The sequence below is a fragment of the Streptomyces sp. NPDC056628 genome (assembly GCF_042792555.1).
Taxonomy (GTDB): Bacteria; Actinomycetota; Actinomycetes; order Streptomycetales; family Streptomycetaceae; genus Streptomyces.
In genome coordinates, this window is record NZ_JBHTWG010000001.1 from 716,450 (window position 1) to 739,354 (window position 22,905).

General features: G+C 72.7%; 22 protein-coding genes. 8 read left to right on the plus strand and 14 right to left on the minus strand.

Annotated elements, in window-relative coordinates; translation table 11 throughout:
• Nucleotides 1-42: 42 nt before the first annotated feature.
• The gene (locus ACFRAC_RS03200) at nucleotides 43-1,194 is read right to left on the minus strand and encodes a serine hydrolase domain-containing protein (protein ID WP_382919860.1); all 1,152 of its coding nucleotides are present in this window, start codon (nucleotides 1,192-1,194) and stop codon (nucleotides 43-45) included.
• 151 nt (nucleotides 1,195-1,345) lie between these two features.
• On the opposite strand from ACFRAC_RS03200, the gene ACFRAC_RS03205 reads away from it, so the two are divergent.
• Nucleotides 1,346-2,140, plus strand: a complete 795-nt coding sequence (locus ACFRAC_RS03205) for an EI24 domain-containing protein (RefSeq protein ID WP_382919863.1) — start codon at nucleotides 1,346-1,348, stop codon at nucleotides 2,138-2,140.
• Here ACFRAC_RS03205 and ACFRAC_RS03210 read toward each other — a convergent pair.
• Together ACFRAC_RS03210 and ACFRAC_RS03215 are read right to left on the minus strand one after the other, a co-directional pair.
• A complete protein-coding gene (locus ACFRAC_RS03210) occupies nucleotides 2,130-3,395 on the minus strand; it encodes a pyroglutamyl peptidase (protein WP_382919864.1) in 1,266 nt (421 codons plus the stop codon). The two genes, ACFRAC_RS03205 and ACFRAC_RS03210, sit on opposite strands and share 11 nt — an antisense overlap.
• Before the next feature lie 108 nt (nucleotides 3,396-3,503).
• Nucleotides 3,504-4,085 (minus strand): TetR/AcrR family transcriptional regulator, encoded by a 582-nt coding sequence (locus tag ACFRAC_RS03215; RefSeq protein ID WP_382919937.1) that lies wholly within the window; start codon nucleotides 4,083-4,085, stop codon nucleotides 3,504-3,506.
• A gap of 103 nt (nucleotides 4,086-4,188) precedes the next feature.
• Here ACFRAC_RS03215 and ACFRAC_RS03220 point away from each other — a divergent pair, with 103 nt between their 5' ends.
• Nucleotides 4,189-6,621 (plus strand): glycoside hydrolase family 3 protein, encoded by a 2,433-nt coding sequence (locus tag ACFRAC_RS03220; protein WP_382919866.1) that lies wholly within the window; start codon nucleotides 4,189-4,191, stop codon nucleotides 6,619-6,621.
• Nucleotides 6,622-6,696: 75 nt separating this feature from the next.
• Here the strand turns inward: ACFRAC_RS03220 and ACFRAC_RS03225 are convergent, their stop codons facing one another.
• Both ACFRAC_RS03225 and ACFRAC_RS03230 read right to left on the minus strand, forming a co-directional pair.
• On the minus strand, nucleotides 6,697-7,674 hold the full coding sequence (locus tag ACFRAC_RS03225) for an aldose epimerase family protein (RefSeq protein WP_382919867.1): 978 nt from the start codon (nucleotides 7,672-7,674) through the stop codon (nucleotides 6,697-6,699).
• A gap of 10 nt (nucleotides 7,675-7,684) precedes the next feature.
• Nucleotides 7,685-8,575 (minus strand): SGNH/GDSL hydrolase family protein, encoded by an 891-nt coding sequence (locus ACFRAC_RS03230; protein ID WP_382919868.1) that lies wholly within the window; start codon nucleotides 8,573-8,575, stop codon nucleotides 7,685-7,687.
• Nucleotides 8,576-8,829: 254 nt separating this feature from the next.
• On the opposite strand from ACFRAC_RS03230, the gene ACFRAC_RS03235 reads away from it, so the two are divergent.
• Entirely contained in the window at nucleotides 8,830-9,324 is a 495-nt protein-coding gene (locus ACFRAC_RS03235) for a DUF3145 domain-containing protein (protein WP_382919870.1), read from the plus strand.
• A gap of 76 nt (nucleotides 9,325-9,400) precedes the next feature.
• On the opposite strand, the gene fabF is transcribed toward ACFRAC_RS03235, so the two are convergent.
• From fabF to fasR, 5 genes are all read right to left on the minus strand, one after another.
• Nucleotides 9,401-10,672 (minus strand): beta-ketoacyl-ACP synthase II, encoded by a 1,272-nt coding sequence (fabF, locus tag ACFRAC_RS03240; RefSeq protein WP_382919871.1) that lies wholly within the window; start codon nucleotides 10,670-10,672, stop codon nucleotides 9,401-9,403.
• Between the two features lie 85 nt (nucleotides 10,673-10,757).
• Nucleotides 10,758-11,006: an acyl carrier protein gene (locus ACFRAC_RS03245; RefSeq protein WP_030040115.1), complete on the minus strand. Its 249-nt coding sequence runs from the start codon at nucleotides 11,004-11,006 to the stop codon at nucleotides 10,758-10,760.
• Between the two features lie 110 nt (nucleotides 11,007-11,116).
• Nucleotides 11,117-12,118, minus strand: a complete 1,002-nt coding sequence (locus ACFRAC_RS03250) for a ketoacyl-ACP synthase III (RefSeq protein WP_382919873.1) — start codon at nucleotides 12,116-12,118, stop codon at nucleotides 11,117-11,119.
• A 15-nt stretch (nucleotides 12,119-12,133) separates the two neighbouring features.
• The gene (locus tag ACFRAC_RS03255; protein ID WP_382919875.1) at nucleotides 12,134-13,045 is read right to left on the minus strand and encodes an ACP S-malonyltransferase; all 912 of its coding nucleotides are present in this window, start codon (nucleotides 13,043-13,045) and stop codon (nucleotides 12,134-12,136) included.
• 89 nt (nucleotides 13,046-13,134) lie between these two features.
• Nucleotides 13,135-14,340: a fatty acid biosynthesis transcriptional regulator FasR gene (fasR, locus tag ACFRAC_RS03260; protein ID WP_361344384.1), complete on the minus strand. Its 1,206-nt coding sequence runs from the start codon at nucleotides 14,338-14,340 to the stop codon at nucleotides 13,135-13,137.
• A gap of 84 nt (nucleotides 14,341-14,424) precedes the next feature.
• On the opposite strand from fasR, the gene ACFRAC_RS03265 reads away from it, so the two are divergent.
• Entirely contained in the window at nucleotides 14,425-15,078 is a 654-nt protein-coding gene (locus ACFRAC_RS03265; protein ID WP_382919939.1) for a pirin family protein, read from the plus strand.
• 109 nt (nucleotides 15,079-15,187) lie between these two features.
• On the opposite strand, the gene ACFRAC_RS03270 is transcribed toward ACFRAC_RS03265, so the two are convergent.
• Nucleotides 15,188-16,003 carry a serine hydrolase domain-containing protein gene (locus ACFRAC_RS03270; protein WP_382919877.1) on the minus strand — a complete coding sequence of 272 codons (816 nt, stop codon included), beginning with the start codon at nucleotides 16,001-16,003 and terminating at the stop codon, nucleotides 15,188-15,190.
• A gap of 152 nt (nucleotides 16,004-16,155) precedes the next feature.
• Between ACFRAC_RS03270 and ACFRAC_RS03275 the strand changes: the two genes are divergently transcribed.
• Nucleotides 16,156-16,638, plus strand: coding sequence for a MerR family transcriptional regulator (locus ACFRAC_RS03275; RefSeq protein ID WP_382919879.1), 483 nt, complete (start codon nucleotides 16,156-16,158; stop codon nucleotides 16,636-16,638).
• Complete coding sequence (locus ACFRAC_RS03280) at nucleotides 16,635-17,648, plus strand: aldo/keto reductase (protein ID WP_382919880.1); 1,014 nt, start codon at nucleotides 16,635-16,637, stop codon at nucleotides 17,646-17,648. The genes ACFRAC_RS03275 and ACFRAC_RS03280 overlap by 4 nt, the downstream gene beginning before the upstream one ends.
• A 6-nt stretch (nucleotides 17,649-17,654) precedes the next feature.
• Here ACFRAC_RS03280 and ACFRAC_RS03285 read toward each other — a convergent pair whose 3' ends face one another.
• The 3 genes from ACFRAC_RS03285 to ACFRAC_RS03295 all read right to left on the minus strand — a co-directional run bounded on the left by ACFRAC_RS03285 (nucleotide 17,655) and on the right by ACFRAC_RS03295 (nucleotide 20,508).
• The gene (locus ACFRAC_RS03285; RefSeq protein ID WP_382919882.1) at nucleotides 17,655-18,503 is read right to left on the minus strand and encodes a DUF4429 domain-containing protein; all 849 of its coding nucleotides are present in this window, start codon (nucleotides 18,501-18,503) and stop codon (nucleotides 17,655-17,657) included.
• A 67-nt stretch (nucleotides 18,504-18,570) separates the two neighbouring features.
• Nucleotides 18,571-19,788, minus strand: a complete 1,218-nt coding sequence (locus ACFRAC_RS03290; RefSeq protein WP_382919883.1) for an alpha/beta hydrolase — start codon at nucleotides 19,786-19,788, stop codon at nucleotides 18,571-18,573.
• A gap of 93 nt (nucleotides 19,789-19,881) precedes the next feature.
• Nucleotides 19,882-20,508 (minus strand): TetR family transcriptional regulator, encoded by a 627-nt coding sequence (locus ACFRAC_RS03295; protein ID WP_382919885.1) that lies wholly within the window; start codon nucleotides 20,506-20,508, stop codon nucleotides 19,882-19,884.
• Between the two features lie 150 nt (nucleotides 20,509-20,658).
• Between ACFRAC_RS03295 and ACFRAC_RS03300 the strand changes: the two genes are divergently transcribed.
• Both ACFRAC_RS03300 and ACFRAC_RS03305 read left to right on the plus strand, forming a co-directional pair.
• Complete coding sequence (locus ACFRAC_RS03300) at nucleotides 20,659-22,194, plus strand: MFS transporter (protein ID WP_382919941.1); 1,536 nt, start codon at nucleotides 20,659-20,661, stop codon at nucleotides 22,192-22,194.
• Nucleotides 22,195-22,464: 270 nt separating this feature from the next.
• Complete coding sequence (locus tag ACFRAC_RS03305) at nucleotides 22,465-22,770, plus strand: small hydrophobic protein (protein ID WP_361344362.1); 306 nt, start codon at nucleotides 22,465-22,467, stop codon at nucleotides 22,768-22,770.
• The last annotated feature ends 135 nt before the right edge of the window (nucleotides 22,771-22,905 follow it).

Genomic DNA, 22,905 nt, shown 5'->3' on the forward strand with positions numbered 1-22,905 from the left:
GCCGCGCCCCCGCAGGGGGGCGCGGCCGCGCGTGTTCCCCGCTCAGCCGGCCCGCGCCGCGGTGTGCACCGCCCGCACCAGCCGGTCGTTCTCCACGGCCGCCCCGCCCGGAAAGGCGTAGCGGCGCCGGGTGTAGCCGTACGCGAGACCGCCGCGCGGGTCGGCGAACGCCTGGGAGCCGCTCGCGCCGGCGTGCCCGAACGAACCGGCGCCCAGGAACGGGTACCAGGGGTCCGCGACCGCCTGGAAGCCGAGCCCGAACGACTTGTACGTCCCGGACACCAGGTCCCGGCCGGTGGAGTGGATCTGGCCGACCTCGGCGACCGTGTCCGGCTTCAGCAGGGGCGGGCGCCCGCCCAGCCCGCTCACGGCGGCCGCGTACATCCCCGCCAGGCCCCGCGCGGAGGCGACACCCCCCGCCGAGGCGGGCCCGTTCGCCCGCACCGCACGGGAGTTGGGGTAGTCCGCCGGCTCACCCGGCATCGGCACATGCGTGTTGTACGCGATCGAGGCCAGCGTGTGCGGGCCGGTCGGTACGGCGTCCAGCGCCGCCCGCTGCTCCGGCGTGGGCTCCATCGGCTGCACCGGGCGGTAGCGGGACTCCAGCTCCTCGGGCAGCCCGAGGAAGAAGCCCAGGTCGTGCGGGGCGCGGACGCGCTGCTCGTAGATCTCCTGGAGGGTGCGGCCGGTCGCGCGCCGCACGACCTCGCCGGTCAGCGCGGCGACGCTGAGCGCGTGGTAGCCGAAGGCCGTGCCCGGCCGCCAGAACGGCCGCTGCCCGGCGAGGCGCTCCGCGATCGCCCGGTCGTCGGCCAGCTCGTCCGCCGTGAATCCCGCGTCGAGGCCGACGACCCCGGCGCGGTGCGCGATCAGCTCGCGCAGGGTGATCCCGGCCTTGCCCTCGGCCGCGAACTCCGGCCAGTAGGACGCCACTTCGCGGTCGAGGTCCAGCACGCCGTCCTGGACGAGCAGCGCCACCACGAGATGGGCCGCGCCCTTGGAGGACGAGAACACCCCGTAGAGGGAGTCGGCCCCGGCACCGGGGCCCGCCCACAGGTCGACCACCCGTCTGCCGTGCACGTACGCGCACACCTGGCCCTCGTAGTCCGGCCGTTCCGTGGCCACGAACGCCGCGAACTCCTCCCGGACCACCTCGAAGCCGTCCGCGACCGTGCCGTGGATCTCCGGTGCCATCCGCTCTCCTCACCCTGGCCCGTGACGTCTGCCACGCCCACAACACCCGCCCTGCCCGGGCCCATTCTCCCGGGGAGGCCGCCGGCCGCCGTGACCGGGCACCGAAGCCACCGTGACGGCGGTGTGACACACCCCGTCTACAGTGATCCGCATGCGCGATCTCGGTGCCGGTTTCAGATTTCTCCTCAAGGGCCAGCGATGGGTGGCCCGGCACGGCAGGCAGTACGGCTTCGGGTTGATCCCGGGCCTGATTACCCTGGTGCTGTACGCCGCCACGCTCGTGGCCCTCGCCTTGTGGGGCCAGGACCTCGTGGCCTGGTCGACCCCGTTCGCCGACGGCTGGGCGAGCCCCTGGCAGGGCCTGTTCCGCGGGCTGCTCACCGCCGTCCTGTTCGCCCTGGCCCTGCTGCTGTCCGTGGTCACCTTCACCGCCGCGACCCTGCTGATCGGCCAGCCCTTCTACGAGAGCCTCTCGGAGCGGGTCGACCGGGACGTCTCGCCCGACGGCACGGCGCCCGAGTCCGGGCTGCCGCTCTGGCGCGAGCTGTGGATCTCGGGCCGGGACAGCCTGCGGATCGTCGTGCGCGCCGCCGTCTGGGGCGTGCTGCTGTTCGCGGCGGGCTTCGTCCCGGTCGTCGGCCAGACGGTCGTCCCGGTCCTCGGTGTCGTCGTCACCGGCTTCTTCCTCACCGAGGAGCTGACGGCGGTCGCCCTCCAGCGCCGCCGCGTCGAGCTGCGGGAGCGCATGCGGCTCCTGCGCTCCCGCAAGATGCTCGTCTGGGGCTTCGGCACCCCGCTCGCCGCCGTCTTCCTGGTGCCGTTCGTCGCCGTGTTCCTGATGCCCGGCGCGGTCGCGGGCGCCACGCTGATGGCCCGGGAGCTGTCGGGGGAGGAGACGCGGGAGGACGAGCCGGCCGAGCCCGAGGGCGAGAAGGTCACCTGGTGACCGGGTTGCCGGCCGCCACCGTCAGGATCGTGCGGACCTGGGCGATGATGTCCAGCCGGTTGCGCACGAACTCCGGGTCCGTCACCGCCCCCGACGCCGGATCGGTGTTGCCGGCCCCGAACTGCAGCACCGGCGTGTGCACATGCCCGCCCGGCAGCACGTCGTGCAGCCCCAGCCGGTCGCGCAGCAGCGTCGCCCGGTAGGCGATCTCGTTGGAGAGGTAGTCCCCGCCGCCCCCGGCCCGGGCGCTCGAACCGGGCGTCGGCCCGTCCGGCCGGACGACGGCCGCGGTGCCTCCCGCCGGGATCTCGGTCACGCTCGTGTTGTCGAACACGGGGAACCGGCCGGTGGGCGCGGCGACGACCGCCGCGTACGGCAGGGTGGTCGTCGTCCACTGCGGCTGCGGCTGCGGGCCGGGGCTGGCGACGGGGACCAGGCCGGTGCTGGAGGCGTTCTCGTTGTCCGGGAACCCGCCCCGCCAGGCCCCGTTGGTCCGCTCCACGTCGAACCGCCCCACCCGTCCCTGGCTCACGGTCGTGAAGAGGTCGACCCGCCCCAGGTACGGCCGCAGCGCCCGCTCCACCGTCCCCTCCGCGAAGTCCCGCCAGCGCACCGGGAACACGGCCGTCTCCACGCGCGCCGGACCGGCCGCCGTCTCGACGACCGTGCCGTCCAGCGCCAGCGCGGCCGCCCCCGACGGGTTGGAGATACGGATGTCGCGGTCGAGCGTGAACGGGTCGAACCCGGTGACCAGGATGCGCCGGACGCCCTTCTCCCGCGGCAGCCGGATGTCGCCCTGCCCGCGTGAGGTCCGCTCCAGCGCGTCGAGCAGCGCGGCCCGCCGTCCCTCGCCGAGGGCGAAGCCCGGCTCCCACGTCCGCAGTTCCCGTGTCATCGTCAACCGGGCCCAGTACAGCGGCCGGTCGTCGTCCCGGCTCAGGTCGCCGCCCGCCGGTCCCCGCCCCTGCGCCCGGTCGACGGCCCGGCGCCACAGCGCCGCCCCGTGGTGTTCGACGGCCCGGCGGGCCGCCGCGTAGCCGTGCGCGCTCTCCAGGGCGCGGGCGAAGGCGGCGGTGGCGGTGCCGAACCCGGAGCGGCGCAGGATCTCCTGGGGGACCGCCCGGGTGAGCCGCTGTTCCTCGACGGTGGGCGCGGCGGCCGTCCCGGCGGCGGCAGCGGTCCCGGTGGCGGGCGCCGCGAGGCCGGTCAGCAGGGCCAGGGTGAGCACTCCGGTCCGAACACGGGTGGATATCACAGTGGTTCCGGTCCTTCCGTCACGGTGGGGGTCGTGCGGGACGCCGGAAGTATCGCGTGACGGGAGAGGTCCACGCCATGGTGCGTGCGCCTGGTCCGTCCGCCGCCGTCAGCCCTGCGGCTCGCCCAGCAGCCGCAGGAAGTCCCGGAACGCGCCCGGCATGTCCACCGACGCGGGGTCCAGCAGCCACTGGTACTGCAGCCCGTCCATGACCGCGACCAGCAGCGGGGCGGTGCGCTCGGGCGTGAGCCCGTTCGGCAGACGGTCGCCGTACTCGGCGCGCAGCATCTCCGCCATGCTCGCCCGCACCCGGGTGTACCGCTCGGAGAAGTACGCCCGCGCCGGGTGCCCGTCCGTCACGCTCTCGCCGAGCAGCGCCGAGAAGGTCTGCACGATGCCGGGCCGCATCGCGTTGTACTCGACCAGCGCGGCCAGCAGATCGACCCGCCACCGGCTGTCCGGCACGGCGTCCCACCGGTCCCGCTCCTGGAGCACGGCGACGAGCAGCGCGTCCTTGCTCGGGAAGTGGTGCATCAGCCCCTGCTGGGTGAGCCCCACCCGTTCGGCGACCGCGGCCAGGCTCGCGCCCCGGTAGCCGCGCTCGGCGATCACCTCCAGCGCCGCCCGGACGATCTCGCCGCGGCGCTCCTCGCCCCTGACCCTCGCGTTCATGGCGTCACCGTACGGGATGCCTCCGGCCCTCGTATAACGCGCGGATAACGAAACCTACCGGTCGACAGGTGACCGAGGCAGGATGGTGCCCACAGCCCGGACTCGACGAGGAGGCACCGCGATGGCGGGAACGCGCACCCAGGCCGACGCAGCACGCGAGGCGGTCGTGGAGACGGCCCTGGCCCGGCTCGACCTCGACGCGAAGACACGGCTGCTCTCCGGCCAGGACATGTGGACCCTGCCCGCCCTCCCCGGGATCGGCCTGCCCTCCCTCGTGATGTCCGACGGCCCGATCGGCGTCCGCGGTGTGCGCTGGACCGCCGACGACCCCTCCGTCGCCCTGCCGTCCCCGACCGCCCTCGCCGCCGCCTGGGACCCGGACCTCGCCCGTCGCGCCGGCGTCCTCCTCGCCCAGGAGGCCCGCCGCAAGGGCGTCCACGTCCTGCTCGCCCCCACCGTCAACCTGCACCGCTCCCCGCTCGGCGGACGCCACTTCGAGGCGTACAGCGAGGACCCGTATCTGACCGGGGTCATCGGCGCGGGCTACGTGTCCGGCGTGCAGTCCGGCGGCGTCGGCACCACCGTGAAGCACTTCGTCGCCAACGACGCCGAGACCGAGCGCTTCACGGTGAACAACGTCGTCGGCGAACGCGCGCTGCGCGAGCTGTATCTGGCGCCCTTCGAGCACATCGTGGAGCACGCCCGCCCCTGGGGCGTGATGACCGCGTACAACACGGTCAACGGCACGACCATGACCGAGCACCGCCGGCTGGTCGAGGAGGTGCTGCGCGGCGAGTGGGGCTTCGACGGCGTCAACGTCTCCGACTGGGCGGCCGCCCGCGACACCGCCGCCGCCCTCGACGGCGGCCTCGACATCGCCATGCCCGGCCCCCGGACCGTCTACGGCGAGGCCCTCGCCCGGGCCGTGCGCGACGGCGAGGTCCCCGAGTCCAGGGTCGACGACGCCGTGCGCAACGTCCTGCGGCTGGCCGCCCGCGTCGGCGTACTCCCCGGCGCCGAACCGGCCGTCACCGCTCTCCCGCCCGAGACCGACGGCACCGCCCTGGCCCGCGAGATCGCCCGCCGCTCCTTCGTCCTGGTCCGCAACCAGGACGCCCTGCCGCTGCCGCCCGGCGGCACGGTCGCCCTGATCGGCGCCGCCGCCCGCGACGCCCGGGTCCTCGGCGGCGGCTCCGCGACCGTCTTCCCGGCCCGCACCGTCTCCCCGCTCGACGGCCTCACCGCCGCCCTCCCCGAGGGCGCCCTGACCTACGCCGTCGGCGCCGACCCCAGCACCGAACCCGGCGTCGCCGACCGGGGCTTCACCCTGCGGGCCGTGTGCCGGGACGCCGCGGGAGACATCCTCGGCACCGGCTCCGCGCCCAGCGGGCACATCCAGTGGATGGGCTCCGACCTCCCCGACGGCGTCACCCACGAGACCCTGCACAGCGTCGAGCTGACCGGCACGTTCACCCCGCGTGTCACCGGAGCCCACACCTTCGGCATCAAGGGAATCGGCGCCTTCACACTCGTCGTCGACGGCACGACGTACTACGACGACGTCCAGCGCCCCACCAAGGACGACCCGTTCATCAGCTTCTTCGGCGCACCCGTCCCGCGCGCCCAGCCCGAACTCACCGCCGGCACCCCCGTCGAGGTCTCCCTCACCCACGTCGTCGAGCACGCCGAGGCCCCGCTGAGGGTCGTCGGCTTCACGCTCGCCCACCAGGAGCCGCTGCGCGACCCCGACGAACTCATCGCCGAGGCCGCCGAGGCCGCGCGCGCCGCCGACACCGCCGTCGTCGTGGTCGCCACCACCGAACGGGTCGAGTCGGAGGGCTTCGACCGCACCGACCTGAGGCTGCCCGGCCGCCAGGACGACCTGGTCCGCGCCGTGGCCGCCGCCAACCCCCGCACGGTCGTGGTCGTCAACTCCGGCTCCCCGGTGGAACTGCCGTGGCGCGAGGAGGTCGCCGCCGTCCTGCTGGGCTGGTTCCCGGGGCAGGAGGGCGGCGCCGCCCTCGCCGACGTGCTCACCGGAGCCGAGGAGCCCGGCGGCCGGCTGCCCACCACCTGGGGCCCGCTGGCGGACGCCCCGGTCACCGACGTCGTCCCCACCGACGGCGAGCTCGTCTACTCCGAGGGCGTCTTCATCGGCTACCGCGCCTGGGAGAAGGCGGGCCGCACCCCGGCGTACCCGTTCGGGCACGGCCTCGGCTACACCACGTGGGCGTACGAGTCCGCCGAGGTCAAGGGCACCACGGTGCGGGTGCGGGTGCGCAACACCGGCGAGCGGCCGGGCCGCGAGGTCGTCCAGGTCTACCTGGCGCCCGCCGAGCCGGACGCCGGGCGGCCGGCGCGGTGGCTCGCCGGGTTCGCGGGGGTGTCGGCCGAGCCGGGGCAGAGCGGCGAGGCCGTGATCGAGTTGCCCCGCCGGGCTTTCGAGGTGTGGGACGAGACGACCGAGGTGTGGACCTTTGTGAAAGGTTCGTACGAGATTCAGCTCGGACGCTCGATCGCCGACCGCAGGCTGACCGCGACCATTAACGTCTGATCCGGGAGAAGTGCCCAGGAACAGCCCCGGTCCGGGCCCTGACACCGGGACCGGGGCTCGGGCCTTCTCCGTCCGTCAGCGCGCCGAGAAGGCGTACACCGTCTCCGACCGGTACACCTCGCCGGGCCGCAGCACCGTGCTCGGGAAGTCCGGCCGGTTCGGGGAGTCCGGGAAGTGCTGGGTCTCCAGCGCGATGCCGTCACCGGGGGAGAAGGGCTCGCCCAGCTGGTCGGCCGTGTACAGCTGCAGGCCGGGCTCGGTCGTGGCGACCGTCAGCACCCGCCCGGTCGAGGGTTCGTACAGCTCGGCTACCTCCCGCGCGTCCTCGGTCACGCCCTTGTCCAGCGCGAAGTTGTGGTCGTACCCGGAGCCGACCTTGCGCGTTCGGCGGAAGTCGAAGCGGGTGCCCGTGACGTCCTCCAGGACGCCCGTCGGGATGAGATCGGCGTCGACCGGGGTGAACCGGGAGGCCGCCAGCCGCAGTTCGTGGCCGCCCGCGTCACCGGAGGCCGCCCCCGCGAGGTTGAAGTAGCTGTGGTTGGTCAGATTGACCACGGTCGGCGCGTCCGTCACCGCCTCGTACCCGAACCGCAGCGCCCCGTCGGCCTCCAGGGTGTACGTCGCCGTCACCTCCAGGCGCCCCGGGAAGCCCTCCTCGCCGTGCGGGCTGACGCGGGTCAGACGCAGCCCGTGCTCGACGGGCGTCACGTCCCACACGCGCTTGTCGAACCCGCGGGCGCCCCCGTGCAGGGAGTGGGGCGGGGTGTTGGGGCCGAGCGCGTGGGTGACCCCGTCCAGCGGGAAGCGGCCGCCCGCGATCCGGTTGGCGTACCGGCCGATCAGCGCGCCGAGATACGGCCCGGGATGCGTCACGTACCCGTCGAGATCGGCGAACCCGAGGACCACGTCGGCCGTCCGGCCGTCCCGGTCGGGCACCTCCAGTGACTGCACGATCCCGCCGTACGACAGGACTCGCGCCCGAACGCCCGCGCGCTCCAGGGTCCAGCGATGGACCTCCGTGCCGTCGGAAAGTGTTCCGAAGTGTTCGCTCATGAGCGGAACACTAGTTCGTGACCGTGCGGTAGGCGATCTCCGCCAGCCGCGCCTGACCGTCCACGCTCGGATGGAAGAAGTCCCACTGGCTCAACTGCGCCTGGCTGAACTGGTAGCCGTACACCGCCCCGCCGTCGAACCGGCACCGGCGGTCCTTCGCGCAGACGTCCTTCAGCACCTTGTTGTACGCCTCGACCCGGCCCTGCACGGTCGCCCGGCGCTGGTTCGCCGCCGCCGTCAGGGACTCCGCGTCACCCAGCATCGACGGGCAGATCCCCAGGTCCCACACCTGCCGGGCCGTCGGGTTCAGGCGGCCCTGCTCCCACAGCCGCATCAGGTTCGGCACGCTCGCCACGTACACCTGGGACTTCGGGAGCGACCGGCGCAGCGTGCGCAGCGCCTCCTCGAAGCTCTCGCGGAACTCGGCCACCGGCGTCATCGCGTCGACCGATCGGCGGCAGGCGTCGTTGGCGCCCGCCATCACCGCGACCAGCTGCGGCCGGTGCGTCACGACCCGGGCCATCTGGCCGGGAACGTCACCGATTCGGGCCCCGGTCACGGCGAGGTTCCAGCTGTGCTCCGTCGCCTTCGCCCGGCCCAGCAGCCGCACCGCCAGACTGTCGACCGCCGCACGGGTGCCCGTCGCCCAGGACACCTCCGGGCAGTCCGACAGCACCGCACAGGCGTCGAACCCCGTGGTGATCGAGTCGCCGACCGCCGCGACCGAGGCGGGAGCCCGGTCCCACACCGGCGCCGGCTTCGGCGAGGGCCGCGCGCCGCGCCCCCCGGTGCCGGTGGGGGCGGGGGAGGTGCCGCCCACGGCGTCGCAGCCGGACGCGCCCAGCACGGCCGCGGTCACGGCGGCGAGGACAGCGCGTGTGACAAGCCGTCGCTTCCGCATACCCGTCCATTCCCTCGTCGGACCCGTCGAAGTGTGAACCCATGACACCGCACGCGGGTTCCCCGGCCCGCGCATGCAACGGCTCACACCCGCACAAGCGTCCTGCCGGGTGAATGGCAGGCGTTTCACGGCCCCGGGACCGACGGTACGTCACACTCCTTGCCCCGCCGCACGGTAGCCTCGCCATCAAACGTGGCTCCCCTGCCACGCTCGTCCGCCAGTTCGCAAGATGTCCGCTCAGCCCGGAGGTCCCGGTGACGACACGTGGAGTTCTGTACGTGCACTCCGCGCCGCGCGCGTTGTGCCCGCACGTCGAGTGGGCCGTCGCCGGGGTGCTCGGCACGCGCGTCAACCTCGACTGGATCCGGCAGCCCGCCGCGCCCGGCACCTGGCGCTCGGAGTTCTCCTGGCAGGGCGAGGCCGGCACGGCGTCCAAGCTGGCGTCCGCCCTGCGCGGCTGGCACCTGCTGCGCTTCGAGGTGACGGCGGAACCCTGCCCCACCGCCGAGGGCGAGCGCTACAGCTGCACCCCCGACCTGGGCATCTTCTACGCCGTCACGGGCATGCACGGCGACATCCTGATCCCCGAGGACCGGCTGCGCGCCGCCCTGACCCGCGCCCAGCGCGAGGGGGCGGACCTGGAGGCGGAGATCGCCAAGCTCCTCGGCAAGCCGTGGGACGACGAACTGGAACCCTTCCGGTACGCGGGCGAGGGCGCGCCGGTGCGCTGGCTGCACCAGGTGGTCTGACACCCGCTCACCTCCGGGCACACGAAAGGGCCCCCGCCTCGAAGGCGGGGGCCCTTCCCGTGCGTACGGGGGTCGCTCAGACCGTCCGGAACGCCAGGACCACGTTGTGCCCGCCGAAGCCGAACGAGTCGTTCAGCGCGGCGATACGGCCCTCCACGGGCAGCTTGCGGGCCTCGCCGCGGACCACGTCGGCGTTCGCCTCGGCCTCCGGGTCGAGGTTCTCCACGTTGATGGTCGGCGGGGCCAGCCGGTGGTAGAGCGCCAGCACGGTCGCGACGCTCTCGACACCGCCGGCACCGCCCAGCAGGTGCCCCGTCATCGACTTGGTGGCGGAGACGGCCATGTGGTCGGCGTCGTCGCCGAAGACCTTGCGCAGCGCCTTCAGCTCGGCGATGTCACCCGCCGGGGTCGACGTGGCGTGCGCGTTGACGTGCACGATCTCCGCCGGGTCCAGGTCGGTGCGGTCCAGCAGGTTCTGCAGGGCGTGCGAGATGCCGCGGCCCTCCGGCTCCGGCTGCACGATGTCGTGCGCGTCGGCGGAGATGCCCTGCCCGACCGCCTCGGCGTACACGCGGGCACCGCGCTTCGCGGCGTGCTCGGCGGACTCCAGGACGATCACGCCGGCGCCCTCGCCGAGGACGAAGCCGTCCCGGGCGACGTCGTAGGGACGCGACGCGCCCTGCGGGTCCTCGTTGTTCTTGGACATCGCCATCATGTTGCCGAACGCGGCGATCGGCAGCGGGTGGATGGCCGCCTCCGTGCCGCCCGCGATCACGACGTCGGCGCGGCCGCTGCGGATCATCTCGATGGCGTAACCGATGGCCTCGGCGCCCGAGGCGCACGCCGACACCGGCGTGTGCACGCCCGCGCGGGCGCCCACGGCCAGACCGACGTTGGCGGAGGGGCCGTTCGGCATCAGCATGGGGACGGTGTGCGGGGAGACGCGGCGGACGCCGTTCTCCTTCAGCACGTCGTACTGGTCGAGCAGCGTCGTCACGCCGCCGATGCCGGAGGCGATGACCGCGCCCAGGCGGTCCGGGTCGACGGTCGGGTCCTCACCGGCCCTGGCCTCGAACCCGGCGTCCTTCCACGCCTCCTGAGCTGCGATCAGGGCGAACTGCGCCGAGCGGTCCAGGCGGCGGGCCTGCGGCCGGGGGATGACCTCGGTGGGCTCCACGGCGACCGTCGCGGCGATACGGACCGCCTGGTCGGCGGCCCACTCCTGCTCCAGGGGCTTGACGCCGGAACGTCCGGCGACCAGGCCCTCCCAGGTAGAGGCTGCGTCGCCACCCAGCGGTGTGGTTGCGCCGATACCGGTGACGACCACGGTGCGATTGGTCGGGCTCACGGGAATTCTTTCTCCAACGGATACGAGGATTCAGCGGCGCCACCGCCGGGTGGCGGGGCAGTCGGCCCAGGGGCCGGTCGGTCGATCAGCCCTGGTGCTTGAGGATGTATTCGGTCGCGTCGCCGACGGTCTTGAGGTTCTTGACGTCCTCGTCGGGGATCTTCACGTCGAAGCGCTCCTCGGCGGCGACGACGACCTCGACCATGGACAGCGAGTCGACGTCCAGGTCGTCGGTGAAGGACTTGTCCAGCTGGACGTCCTCGACCGGGATGCCGGCGATCTCGTTCACGATGTCGGCGAGACCGGCGACGATCTCTTCCTGAGTGGCGGCCATGGTGGCGCTCCTTCGTTGTTGTTCAGGTTCTTCAGAGGGTTGGGCGCCCGCCGCACGAGCGGCAGGTGGTGCGCGTCCCGTGCCGGTTCACATGATCCGGCACGAAGTGCCTAGGGGAGAGTAACGACCGTGGCGGCGTAGACGAGACCCGCCCCGAATCCGATGACGAGCGCGGTGTCGCCGCTCTTCGCCTCGCCGGTCGCCAGGAGCCGCTCCATCGCGAGCGGGATCGAGGCGGCCGAGGTGTTGCCGGTGGTGCGCACGTCACGGGCGACCGTCACGTGTTCCGGCAGCTTGAGAGTCTTCACCATCGAGTCGATGATCCGCTCGTTGGCCTGGTGCGGGATGAAGACGTCCAGGTCGTCCGGGCTGATCCCGGCCGCGTCCAGCGCCTGCTGGGCGACCTTCGCCATCTCGAACACGGCCCAGCGGAAGACCGCCTGACCCTCCTGCGTGATCGCGGGGAACTTCTCGACCTCGCCGTCGCGGTAGTCCGTCCACGGCACGGTCTGCTTGATGGTCTCGGACTTGTCGCCCTCGGAGCCCCACACCGTCGGGCCGATGTGCGGCTCCTCGGAGGGGCCCACCACGACCGCGCCGGCGCCGTCGCCGAACAGGAAGGCCGTGGCACGGTCCTCCAGGTCGGTGAGGTCGCTCAGCCGCTCCACGCCGATCACCAGGACGTACTCCGCGGAACCCTCGACGATCATGCCCTTGGCGAGGGTGAGACCGTAGCCGAACCCCGCGCAGCCGGCCGAGATGTCGAAGGCTGCGGCCTTGTTCGTGCCGAGCTTGTCGGCGATCTCCGTGGCGACGGCCGGCGTCTGCTTGAAGTGCGAGACGGTCGAGACGATCACGCCGCCGATCTGCTCGGCCGAGATGCCGGCGTCGGCGATCGCCTTGCCGGACGCCTCGATCGACATCGCGGCGACGGTCTCCTCGTCGTTCGCCCAGTGACGCGTCTGGATGCCGGAGCGCGAACGGATCCACTCGTCGGACGAGTCGATCGTCTCCAGGATCACCTCGTTGGGCACCACCCGCGTGGGCCGGTACCCGCCCACGCCCAAAACGCGTGCGTACGGGGCGCCCTTGCTGGGCTTCAGCTTCGCCATGCTCCGGGCTCCTTGTCAGGCGTGCTCTGCGACGAGCTCGCGAGCAGCGTCGAGATCGTCGGGGGTCTTCAGCGCCAGGGTCTTCACGCCCGGCAGGGCGCGCTTGGCGAGTCCGGTCAGGGTGCCACCGGGGCACGCCTCGATCAGGGCCGTCACGCCGAGCTCCTTGAAGGTCTCCATGCACAGGTCCCAGCGGACCGGGTTGGCGACCTGGCCGACGAGGCGCTCCAGCACCTCGGCGCCGGTGGTGAGCGCCTTGCCGTCCTTGTTGGAGACGTAGGCGACCTTCGGGTCGGCGGGGACGAGCTCCTTGGCGGCCTCGGCCAGCTTGTCCACGGCCGGGCCCATGTGGTGCGTGTGGAACGCGCCGGCGACCTTCAGCGGGACGACCTTGCGCACGCCCTCGGGCTTGTCGTCGTTGAGCGCGGCCAGTTGCTCCATGGTGCCGGCGGCCACGATCTGCCCGGCGCCGTTCATGTTGGCCGGGGTCAGGCCCAGCTTCTGCAGGTGCGCGACGCTGACCTCGGGGTCGCCGCCGAGCAGCGCCGACATCCCGGTCTCGGTGATCGCGGCGGCCTCGGCCATCGCCAGGCCGCGCTTGCGCACGAGGGTCAGCGCGGCGGTGTCGTCGAGGACGCCCGCGTAGGCGGCCGCGGTGATCTCACCGACGCTGTGGCCGGCGACGGCGCCGGGGACGATGTCACCGAGTGCCGCGGCGGACAGGATGCCGGCCGCCACCAGCAGCGGCTGGGCCACCGCGGTGTCCCGGATGGCGTCGGCGTCGGCCTGCGTCCCGTAGTGGGCGAGGTCCAGTCCGATGGCGTCCGACCAGGCGCCGAGGCGGTCGGCGGCACCGGGCAGTTCGAGCCAGGGGGTCAGGAAGCCGGGCGTCTGGGCGCCCTGGCCGGGAGCGACGAGTACGAGCACTCTCACACTCTCTCTTGGGGACGGCCGACGCCGCCCGTGAGGACAAGGACGAAGAACACGAGGGGGTTTTGTGGGCCTCCGACAAAAGACTAGAGCTGGAGATCGCCGTCGGCCAGACGCCCCAGGATCAGCGCGATTCGCAGGGTGAAGGCGGAGCGTACATCGGACGGTGACCAACCGGTGACGTCAGTCACACGTCGAAGCCGGTAGCGCACGGTATTGGGGTGAACGAACAGCATCCGGGCCGCGCCCTCCAGACTGCTCGCCTGTTCCAGATAGACGGACAGCGTCTCCAGCAGTGCCGACCCCGCCTCCTCCAGTGGTCTGTAGATCTCCTCCACCAACTGCTCGCGCGCGCTCGGATCCCCGGCGATGGCGCGCTCCGGGAGGAGGTCGTCCGCGAGCACCGGACGCGGCGCGTCCTGCCAGGCCGTGCACGCCTTCAGCCCGGCGGCCGCCGCCTGCGCGGACCGTGTGGCGGCCAGCAGGTCCGGTACGACGGGCCCGGCCACCACCGGTCCGGCCGCGTACGGCCCGATCAGGGACTTGGCCACGGCGAGCGGGTTGTCGCTGCCGCCCGCGATCACCACGAGCCGGTCCCCGAGCACCCCCGTCAGCACCTGGAGCTTGGCGTGCCGGGCGGCCCTGCGGATCGCCTCCACCGTCAGCTCGCTGTCGCCGTCCGGCGCGGTCCCGAGCACCACGCAGACGTGCTCCGGCGAGTTCCAGCCGAGCGCGGCCGCCCGGGAGACGGCCCCCTCGTCGGCCTCCCCGCTGAGCACGGCGTTGACCACGAGGGACTCCAGCCGGGCGTCCCAGGCACCGCGTGCCTCGGCGGCCTGGGCGTAGACCTGCGCCGTGGCGAAGGCGATCTCCCGGGCGTACACCAGCAGCGCCTCGCGCAGCACGCTCTCGTCGCCGGGCGCCGCGACCTCGTCGATCGCCGACTCCATGACCTCGATGGTGGTGCGCACCATCTCCACGGTCTGCCGCAGCGTGATGGCCCGGGTCAGCTCGCGCGGCGCGGTGCCGAAGACGTCGGTGGAGATCGCCTGCGGCGCGTCGGGATGCCGGAACCACTCGGTGAACGCGGCGATACCGGCCTGGGCGACGAGACCGATCCAGGAACGGTTCTCCGGGGGCATGGCCCGGTACCACGGCAGCGTCTCGTCCATGCGCGCGATGGCCTGCGCGGCGAGCGAACCGGAGGACTTCTCCAGTCGCTTCAGGGTCGCGGCGTGGGCGTGGACGTCGTGCGCGGCGGCTTCGGGCTTTCGGGTTACGGGTTCGGGCACGGGGACAAGACTGCCTTATCGGGACGCCGCCGCGTGCCCGAGGGTCGCCCGCGGGCTGTCCGGTGGGTCTACGGTGGTCCCGTGATGGATGTACGGCGCGCCGCGGAGCGCTATCCGGGAGGGGATCCGGCCGCGGGCATCACCTCCCGCCACGCCTTCTCCTTCGGCCCGCACTACGACCCGGACAACCTCCGCTTCGGCGCGGTCATCGCCTGCAACGAGGAGCGGCTCGCTCCCGGCGCCGGCTTCGATGAGCACCCGCACAGCCACACCGAGATCGTGACCTGGGTGGTCGAGGGCGAGCTCACCCACCGCGACTCCACCGGCCACGCCACCGTGGTGCGCCCCGGCGACGTCCAGCGGCTCAGCTCGGCGGGCGGCGTCCGGCACGTCGAACGCAATGACGCCGACGTGCCCCTCACCTTCGTGCAGACCTGGCTGGCGCCCCTGGCCCCGGGCGGCGACCCGGCCTACGAGATCGTCCACGGCATCGCGGACTCCACCCCGTACGCCGTCCCCGAGGCGGGTGCGATGCTCCATGTACGGCGGCTCACGGCGGGGGAGCGGACGGCCGTACCGGACGCGGCGTACCTGTACGTCCATGTCGCGCGCGGCGAGGTGCGGCTGGCCGGGGAGGAGCTGGGCCCGGGCGACGCGGCCCGCGTCACCGGCGCCGTGGACCTGGAGGCGGTCGCGGTGACCCCGGCCGAGCTGCTGGTCTGGGAGATGACCGGCTGACCGGCGTCAGCCGAACGGCCACGGCGGCGGACGCCGCACTGATCCACCCGGCGTCCGTGGACGCCCCGCCGGCTGGACAGGAGCCTGAAAGCCCGGCCGCCGACCGGGGCTACACCTCGGCCAGCACCGCGTCCGTGAAGGGCGGCCACGCCTCGGCCGCCCACGGCCCGAACGCCCGGTCCGCGAGCGCCACGCAGGCGACGCCCGCGTCCGGGTCGATCCACAGGAACGTCCCCGACTGGCCGAAGTGCCCGAAGGTGCGCGGTGAGGACGCGGCGCCCGTCCAGTGCGGCGCCTTGCCGTCCCGGATCTCGAAGCCCAGCCCCCAGTCGTTGGGGTTCTGGTGCCCGTACCCCGGCAGGACGCCCTTGGTGCCCGGGTACTGCACGGTCATCGCCTCCGCGACCGTGCGCGGGTCCAGCAGCCGGGGCGCCTGCACCTCCGCCGCGAACCGCAGCAGATCCCCGACCGTGGACACGCCGTCCTTCGCGGGGGAGCCGTCCAGCGAGGTGTCCGTCATGCCCAGCGGCTCCAGCACCGCCTGGCGCAGATACTCCGCGAACGGGATGTCGGTCGCCTTGGCGATGTGGTCCCCGAGCTGCTCGAACCCGGCGTTGGAGTACAGCCGCCGCTCCCCGGGCGGGGCCGTCACCCGGTGCTCGTCGAAGGCCAGCCCCGAGGTGTGCGCGAGCAGATGCCGTACCGTCGAGCCCTCCGGCCCGGCCGGCTCGTCGAGTTCGACCGCGCCCTCCTCGTAGGCGACCAGGGCCGCGTAGGCGGCCAGCGGCTTGGTCACCGAGGCCAGGGGGAAGCGGTGTCCGACGGGGCCGTGGGTACCGAGGACCGTGCCGTCGGCCCGGACGACTCCGGCGGCGGCGGTGGGAACAGGCCAGTTCTCGATCAGTGCGAGGCTGCTCAGCGACATGCCGTCGAGCCTAAGCCTCCCTGTCCCGGGCCGGGACACGGCGTAGGCGACAGCGTCCGTATCCGGCGGCCATGGAGATCGCGCCATGTGCCACGCGTTTCTCACCGTTTCCGCTTGCTTGGAGCGCACTCCAAGGCCATAGCGTGGACGCCATGACGGTGATGGAGACCACGAGCACCGACAGCTGCGCCGCCCCGCCGCGCCCGGACCGGCGCCCCCAGGGGCAGGACAGCTACACGATCAGCGAGGTCGTCGCGTTCACCGGCCTGACGGCCCACACCCTGCGCTGGTACGAGCGCATCGGCCTCATGCCGCACATCGACCGCTCGCACACCGGCCAGCGCCGGTACAGCAACCGGGACCTGGACTGGCTCGACCTCGTCGGGAAGCTGCGGCTCACCGGCATGCCGGTCGCCGACATGGTCCGCTACGCCGAGCTGGTGCGCGCGGGCGACCACACCTTCGGCGAGCGTTTCGAGCTGCTGGAGGCGACCCGCCGCGACGTCCTCGCCCGGATCGCCGAACTGCGGGACACCCTGGCGGTGCTCGACCGGAAGATCAATTTCTATGCCGACGCAGGCCGCCGTTTCGAACGGGAGGCCTACCTGGACGAGAACACGGAGCAGGCCAGATGAGCGACGGCAGGACGGCGACGGCGCGCCTCGGGGCGGACGGCCCCGAGGTGGGTGTCCAGGGCCTCGGCTGCATGGGCATGAGCTTCGCGTACGGCCCCGTCGACGCGGACGCCTCGCGGGCCACCCTGGAGAGGGCACTGGACCTCGGCGTCACGCTGTACGACACGGCGGACGCGTACGGCAGCGGTGAGAACGAGCGGTTCCTGGCGCCGTTCTTCAAGGCGCACCGCGACGAGGTGGTGATCGCCACCAAGTTCGGTCTGGCGATCGACCCCGAGGACCTCACGAAGCGGATCATCCGCAATGACGAGCCGTACGTCCGCCAGTGCGTCGAGGCGAGTCTGAGGCGGCTGGACGTCGACGTCATCGACCTCTACTACATGCACCGCCGCCAGGTGGAGGTGCCGCTCGAGGAGACCGTCGGCGTGATGGCCGAACTGGTCCGCGAGGGCAAGGTGCGGCAGCTGGGCCTGAGCGAGGTCACGGCCGGCGAACTGCGCCAGGCGCAGGCGGTGCACCCGATCGCGGCCGTCCAGTCCGAGTGGTCCCTGTTCAGCCGGGACATCGAGTCCGGCGTCGTCCCGGCCGCCCGCGAGCTGGGTGTGACCCTGGTGCCGTACTCCCCGCTGGGCCGGGGCTTCCTCACCGGGTCCTTCGCCCGCGCCGAGGAGCTGAGCGCCGACGACTTCCGCCGTCAGCAGCCCCGGTACACGGGCGAGAACGCCTCGGTCAACGCGGCCCTGCTCGAGCCGATCCGCGCCCTCGCCGGGGCCCGGGGCGCGACGCCCGGCCAGATCGCCCTGGCCTGGGTCCAGCAGCGCGCGGCGGTGCACGGCCTCCCCGTGGTCCCGATCCCCGGCACGCGCAGGCCCTCCCGCGTGGAGGAGAACACGGCGGCGACCCGCATCGAACTGGACGCGGCGGAACTGGCCCTGCTGGAGCCGCTGGCGGAGCGGGTGGCCGGCACCCGCTACGCGGACATGTCCTTCACCTCCGCCGGCCGGGAGTAGGAGCGCTCACAGCTCGGCGAGCAGTTCCGCCTTCTTGCCGGCGAACTCCTCGTCCGTCACCAGCCCCGCCTGGTGCAGCTCGCCGAGATGACGGATCCGCTCGGCGATGTCGGCCGGGTCGCGCCGCGGCGCCCCGGCCGGCGGCACGGCCACCGGTCCGGCCCGGCGGACCGCCGCGAGCACGGCCGCGGCGAACGGCAGCGACTCGTGCACCGGCCCGTACCCGAGCCCGAAGACGACGGCCGCCGGGTCCTGGTCGGCCTGCGCGGGCTGCTGTGCCGAGTCCTGCCGCAGCAGTCGCAGATGCCCCTCGAAGACCTCGGGCGAGCGCCATTCGACACCGCTCAGCTCGGCCAGCGGGAAACTCTGGTCGCCGGCCTTCCACTTCGCCGAGGACGCACCCGTCCAGAACCACCTGAAATGGACGATTTTCCCATCGAACGAGGCTTTTCCGTCATATGCCTTGAACTGCAACGGCGCCTCGGGCGCGCCCACGAGGAAGTCCTCGACCGCCCCGGAGCCGGTCAGCCGGTCCCGCACCTCGTCGCGGTAGTACTCGGCGAGCGTCTCGCGCTCGGCCGGCAGCACCAGCCGGTACGGGTCGCTGCCCTCCTTCAGCTGCCCCGCGGCCGCCGCCAGCAACGGATCGGCGCCCGCGCGCAGTTCGAGACGCAGCACCACGGTCCCGCGTCTGCCCGGCGTCAGCGTCGCGTCGGCGATCGCCCGGTAGGGGACGCGGCGCTCCCCGAGGGCCTGGAACAGCTTCGGTGTTCTGAGGCCCCGTTCGTAGCGGATGAGTACGGAGTCGGACTCGAACTCCCAGGCGGCATGAAATCCGGCCAGTACGTCACCCATGCGGCTCATCGTATGCGGCACGTGTTCCTCCGTCCCCACCCCGCGCACACCGCAGTTCCTTTCGTCTCTACGCGCGTCCGGCCGACGCGGCGTCCGGCAGGCCCGCACGGCACCCGACGGTGCCGTCGGCGCACCGCACCGACTCGTACGCGCCCACGCCGATCGCCGCGAAGTTCGTCACACTCTCCGTGCCGGGCTCGAAGTAGCCGCTGTGCCCCTTCGCGTCCCGCGCCGACAGCACCCGCGCGCCGAACACCGAGGACACCGGGTCCTCGCCGTGCCCGAGGCCGCCGAGCTCCAGATACGGCACGTCCTGCACCCAGTCGTCGGCGTCCCGCATCGCCCACACGTGCGCGGACGTGCGCAGCTGCGAGACCCGCTTGACCCGCATACCGGGGCTGCCCGCCACCGCTATGTCGGTGACCCGGCCCGGCAGTCGGTGCGCGGCCAGGCCGCACAGCACCGAGCCGTAGCTGTGGCAGAACAGCGAGACGGGCGACCGGCCCGGCAGCGCCCGCAGCAGCGCGTTCAGCCGTACGGCCCCGTCAGCGGCGCGCGTCGCGGTCGCCGAGTCCAGCCCGAGACCGCCGGGCGCGGTGTAGTCGGCCCAGGCGATGACGGCCGTACGCGTCGAGGGGGCGGCCCGGCCCTCGGCGTCGTACAGCGACCGGGCCATGCCGACCGGGGCCGAGTACCTGCGGTGCGTGCGCTGGAAGGTGAGCACGTCGGTGTCGACGCCGGGGACGACGACCGAGACCCGCTCGGCCCGGTCCAGGTCGCCGAAGACCTCCGCGGCCCGTCCGGTGCCGGCCGGGTCGAAGGCGAGGATCTGGCGGTCGGAGCGCAGCAGCGACCCGAAGCGCTCCTCGCGGTGTGCCGCCTCGCGCTGCCCGTCCGGCGTGAGACCGCTGTCGTGCACGCGCTTGTGCTCGACCTCACGTGCCTCGCGGAGCGCGACGCGGTTGGCGCGGTACCGCAGGTCGACCGGGGCGCCGTTCATGTTGCCGACCGCGAGCGGATAGCGGCGTACGAGATCCGAACGCTGGTACTCGGTGAGGGAGGCGAAGAACGAGGCGAGCCGGGCGGGGGAGGAGTCCGCCGCCGGAAGCCGGCGCCCGGCGAGACTGCCGTGCTCCCAGGCGCTGAGCGAGGCTTCGAGCGGGGCGGTGCCGCGTTCGTGCCGCAGCGCGGTCCAGCCCGTGGTCGCCAGCATCACGAACACGACGGCCAGTGCGAGCAGAGCGCGCCAGACGTTCAGTTGCGGGGTGGTGTCGAAGGAAGTCACTGGGAGGACACACTAGGAGAACGAGAGGGTCTCGCGTTGACCAAGTGACACGGATCACGTTTGGATCAAGGTGGCGTGAACGGGCCGACCCTCTCAGCCTGTTCGCCAGCTCCCGGTGAGGGCCGGACCGACCTGTTCCAGGTACCGCTCCGCCAACGCCCGTATGGCGTCCAGGCTCGTGTCCCCGCCGGTGCACCACCGGCGTTCCGTCAGCCGCATCACCCCGCCGAACACGGCCACGGCCAGCCGCGGCCGCGGGTCCGCGTCGATGTCGACCCCCTCGCGTTCGGCCAGCACCCGCGCGATCGCCTCCTCGGTCTCCAGCGAGCGCCGCAGATGGGCGGCGAGGAGGACCGGCGTCGACTCGATGACCTGGTACATGCGCAGGAACACCTCGACCGGCGCCACGGACTCGACCACCTCGCTGAGCGTGTCCCAGCTGTCCAGGACGGCCTGCCGCAGCGCCTCCATCGGGGCCTCGTGCGGCGGCCGGGCGCGCACCGCCCGCAGGAAGTGCGTCTCCGTCATCTCCTGCAGCGCGAGGGCGGCCTCCTCCTTGCCCGCGAAGTACCGGAAGAACGTGCGCTGCGACACATCGACCGCGTCGGCGATGTCGTCGACGGTGGTGTCCTCGTACCCCCGTGTCGTGAAGAGCTCCAGCGCGGTACGCAGCAGCGCCTCCCGGGTGCGCTGCTTCTTGCGTTCGCGCAACGTTTCCATAGGTGTCAGTTACCGACTTGTGAATCGGTTTGTCAATTGTCAGTGACTGTCACTAGCCTCGAACACATGACTAGTCAGACCACCATCGACACGACGGGGTCGGGGGGCGACGCGCCGGCGGTCCCCTCGGACGCGACGTCGGCCAAGGGGATGCGCGGACACCCCTGGCTCACGCTGATCACCGTCGCAGTGGGGGTCATGATGGTGGCCCTCGACGGCACCATCGTGGCCATCGCCAACCCCGCCATCGGCGAGGACCTCAAAGCCACCTGGTCCGATCTGCAGTGGATCACCAACGCGTACTTCCTCGCGCTGGCGGTCTCCCTGATCACCGCGGGCAAGCTCGGCGACCGGTTCGGGCACCGCCAGACCTTCCTCATCGGCGTGGCGGGCTTCGCCGCCTCGTCGGCCGCCATCGGGCTGTCCCAGGGCATCACGATGGTCATCGTCTTCCGTGTCTTCCAGGGACTGTTCGGCGCCCTGCTGATGCCGGCCGCGCTCGGCCTGCTGCGCGCGACCTTCCCGGCCGAGAAGCTCAACATGGCCATCGGCATCTGGGGCATGGTCATCGGCGCCTCCACCGCCGGCGGCCCGATCCTCGGCGGTGTCCTCGTCGAGCACGTCAGCTGGCAGTCGGTGTTCTTCGTCAACGTGCCGGTCGGCGTCCTCGCCGTCGCGCTCGGCGTGTGGATCCTGCTCGATCACCGCGCGGAGAACGCGCCGCGCTCCTTCGACCTGCTCGGCATCGCGGCGCTGTCCGCCGCGGTGTTCTGCCTCGTCTGGGCCATCATCAAGGCTCCGGAGTGGGGCTGGGGCGACACCGGTGTCTGGGCCTTCATCATCGGCTCGCTCGCCAGTTTCGGGTTCTTCGCCTTCTGGGAGACGAAGGTCAAGGAGCCGCTCATCCCGCTGGGCCTCTTCCGCTCGGTCCCGCTGTCCGCCGGTGTGGTGCTGATGGTCCTGATGGCCATCTCCTTCATGGGCGGCCTGTTCTTCGTCACCTTCTACCTGCAGGGTGTCCGGGGCCTGGGTCCGGTCGACGCCGGTCTGCACCTGCTGCCCCTTACCGGCATGATGATCGTCGGCTCCCCGCTCGCGGGCGCCATGATCACCAAGGTCGGCCCGCGCATCCCGCTGGCGGGCGGCATGGCCCTCACCGCCCTCGCCATGTACGGCATGTCGACGCTCGACACGGACACCACAAGCGCCGTGATGTCGCTCTGGTTCGCCTTGCTGGGCCTGGGGCTCGCCCCCGTCATGGTCGGCGCCACCGAGGTCATCGTGGGCAACGCGCCGCTGGAGCTGTCCGGTGTCGCCGGCGGTCTGCAGCAGTCCGCGATGCAGGTCGGCGGAAGCCTCGGTACGGCGGTGCTGGGTGCCGTCATGGCCTCGAAGGTCGACAGCGACCTCCCGGGCAACTGGACGGGCGCCGGACTGCCGCCGCTGACCCCCGAGCAACTCGAAGGGGCGGCGACCGCCGTGCAGAAGGGCGGCGCCCCCGTTCCTCCGGGCACCCCCGAGGTGATCGCCGGGAAGATCGCGGACGTGGCCCACGAGACCTTCATCTCCGGCATGAGCGCGGCCTCCCTGGTCGCCGCCGGGGTGGCCGTCGTCGCCGTCCTCGTCGCCTTCCTCACCAAGAAGGGCGAGAACGCGGGCGCCGGCGCGGGCGCGGCGCACATCTGACGCGGGCGAACGGAGGGGTTCGCGGCGGGAGTTCCCTCATCAGGGTGACAACGCCGCGGATCCCTCCCGTCGTCGGGCCCCGCAGGTGACAGTAAGTCAAGCCCTCCGTACGGCATGGTCCTCGGGCAGGTGGACGCCGCCGGGAAGGGTGACCGCGGCCAGCGGCGCGCTGCCGGAGGGGGACAGCGCGCCGACGGTCCGGTCCGCGCGGGCATGAAGTCCGCCACAGCGGTTACTCGTCAAGTCCAACGCCGAACCAGGGAGTTGACGATGGCGGGCTTCGGACACGGCACGCGCAGGTACCCCCGCTCACGTGGCCGGACGTGGTCACGGACCGGGCCGGATCGCGCGACGCTGGGAATCGTCGGAGCCATCTGCGCGATCGCCGGATTCTTCGTACTGGGCATCGTTCTCGGCCCGGTGGCGATCGTCTGCGGCTGGCTGGCCATGGGCCGCTCATGGTCGGGAGCCCGCCCGGCCCCCGCCCTGGTGGCGCTGGTCCTGGGCGCGATCGACACCCTGCTGGCGATCATCTGGCTGGCGGGCGCGGCCACCCCGGGCATCGGCCTGGCCTGACCCGCCCGGCCCCACGGCGGTCGCCGCCGTGAACGGCCACGCCGGCCGGTCACCCGGCGCCCTGGTGTTCCCTTCCGTACGTGACGACGTCGTACATGAGGACGGGGTGGGGCGCCCCGCGGATCATCCGCGGGG

What these genes read in the sequence shown, in the direction of transcription:
- ACFRAC_RS03230 (WP_382919868.1), bottom strand. Translation starts at nt 8,575, where the DNA reads ATGCGGAAGCGACGGCTTGTCACACGCGCTGTCCTCGCCGCCGTGACC.
- ACFRAC_RS03200 (WP_382919860.1), bottom strand. Translation starts at nt 1,194, where the DNA reads ATGGCACCGGAGATCCACGGCACGGTCGCGGACGGCTTCGAGGTGGTC.
- ACFRAC_RS03220 (WP_382919866.1), top strand. Translation starts at nt 4,189, where the DNA reads ATGGCGGGAACGCGCACCCAGGCCGACGCAGCACGCGAGGCGGTCGTG.
- ACFRAC_RS03205 (WP_382919863.1), top strand. Translation starts at nt 1,346, where the DNA reads ATGCGCGATCTCGGTGCCGGTTTCAGATTTCTCCTCAAGGGCCAGCGA.
- ACFRAC_RS03275 (WP_382919879.1), top strand. Translation starts at nt 16,156, where the DNA reads ATGACGGTGATGGAGACCACGAGCACCGACAGCTGCGCCGCCCCGCCG.
- ACFRAC_RS03225 (WP_382919867.1), bottom strand. Translation starts at nt 7,674, where the DNA reads ATGAGCGAACACTTCGGAACACTTTCCGACGGCACGGAGGTCCATCGC.
- ACFRAC_RS03265 (WP_382919939.1), top strand. Translation starts at nt 14,425, where the DNA reads ATGGATGTACGGCGCGCCGCGGAGCGCTATCCGGGAGGGGATCCGGCC.
- ACFRAC_RS03250 (WP_382919873.1), bottom strand. Translation starts at nt 12,118, where the DNA reads ATGGCGAAGCTGAAGCCCAGCAAGGGCGCCCCGTACGCACGCGTTTTG.
- ACFRAC_RS03270 (WP_382919877.1), bottom strand. Translation starts at nt 16,003, where the DNA reads ATGTCGCTGAGCAGCCTCGCACTGATCGAGAACTGGCCTGTTCCCACC.
- ACFRAC_RS03300 (WP_382919941.1), top strand. Translation starts at nt 20,659, where the DNA reads ATGCGCGGACACCCCTGGCTCACGCTGATCACCGTCGCAGTGGGGGTC.
- ACFRAC_RS03285 (WP_382919882.1), bottom strand. Translation starts at nt 18,503, where the DNA reads ATGGGTGACGTACTGGCCGGATTTCATGCCGCCTGGGAGTTCGAGTCC.
- ACFRAC_RS03245 (WP_030040115.1), bottom strand. Translation starts at nt 11,006, where the DNA reads ATGGCCGCCACTCAGGAAGAGATCGTCGCCGGTCTCGCCGACATCGTG.
- ACFRAC_RS03280 (WP_382919880.1), top strand. Translation starts at nt 16,635, where the DNA reads ATGAGCGACGGCAGGACGGCGACGGCGCGCCTCGGGGCGGACGGCCCC.
- ACFRAC_RS03305 (WP_361344362.1), top strand. Translation starts at nt 22,465, where the DNA reads ATGGCGGGCTTCGGACACGGCACGCGCAGGTACCCCCGCTCACGTGGC.
- ACFRAC_RS03295 (WP_382919885.1), bottom strand. Translation starts at nt 20,508, where the DNA reads ATGGAAACGTTGCGCGAACGCAAGAAGCAGCGCACCCGGGAGGCGCTG.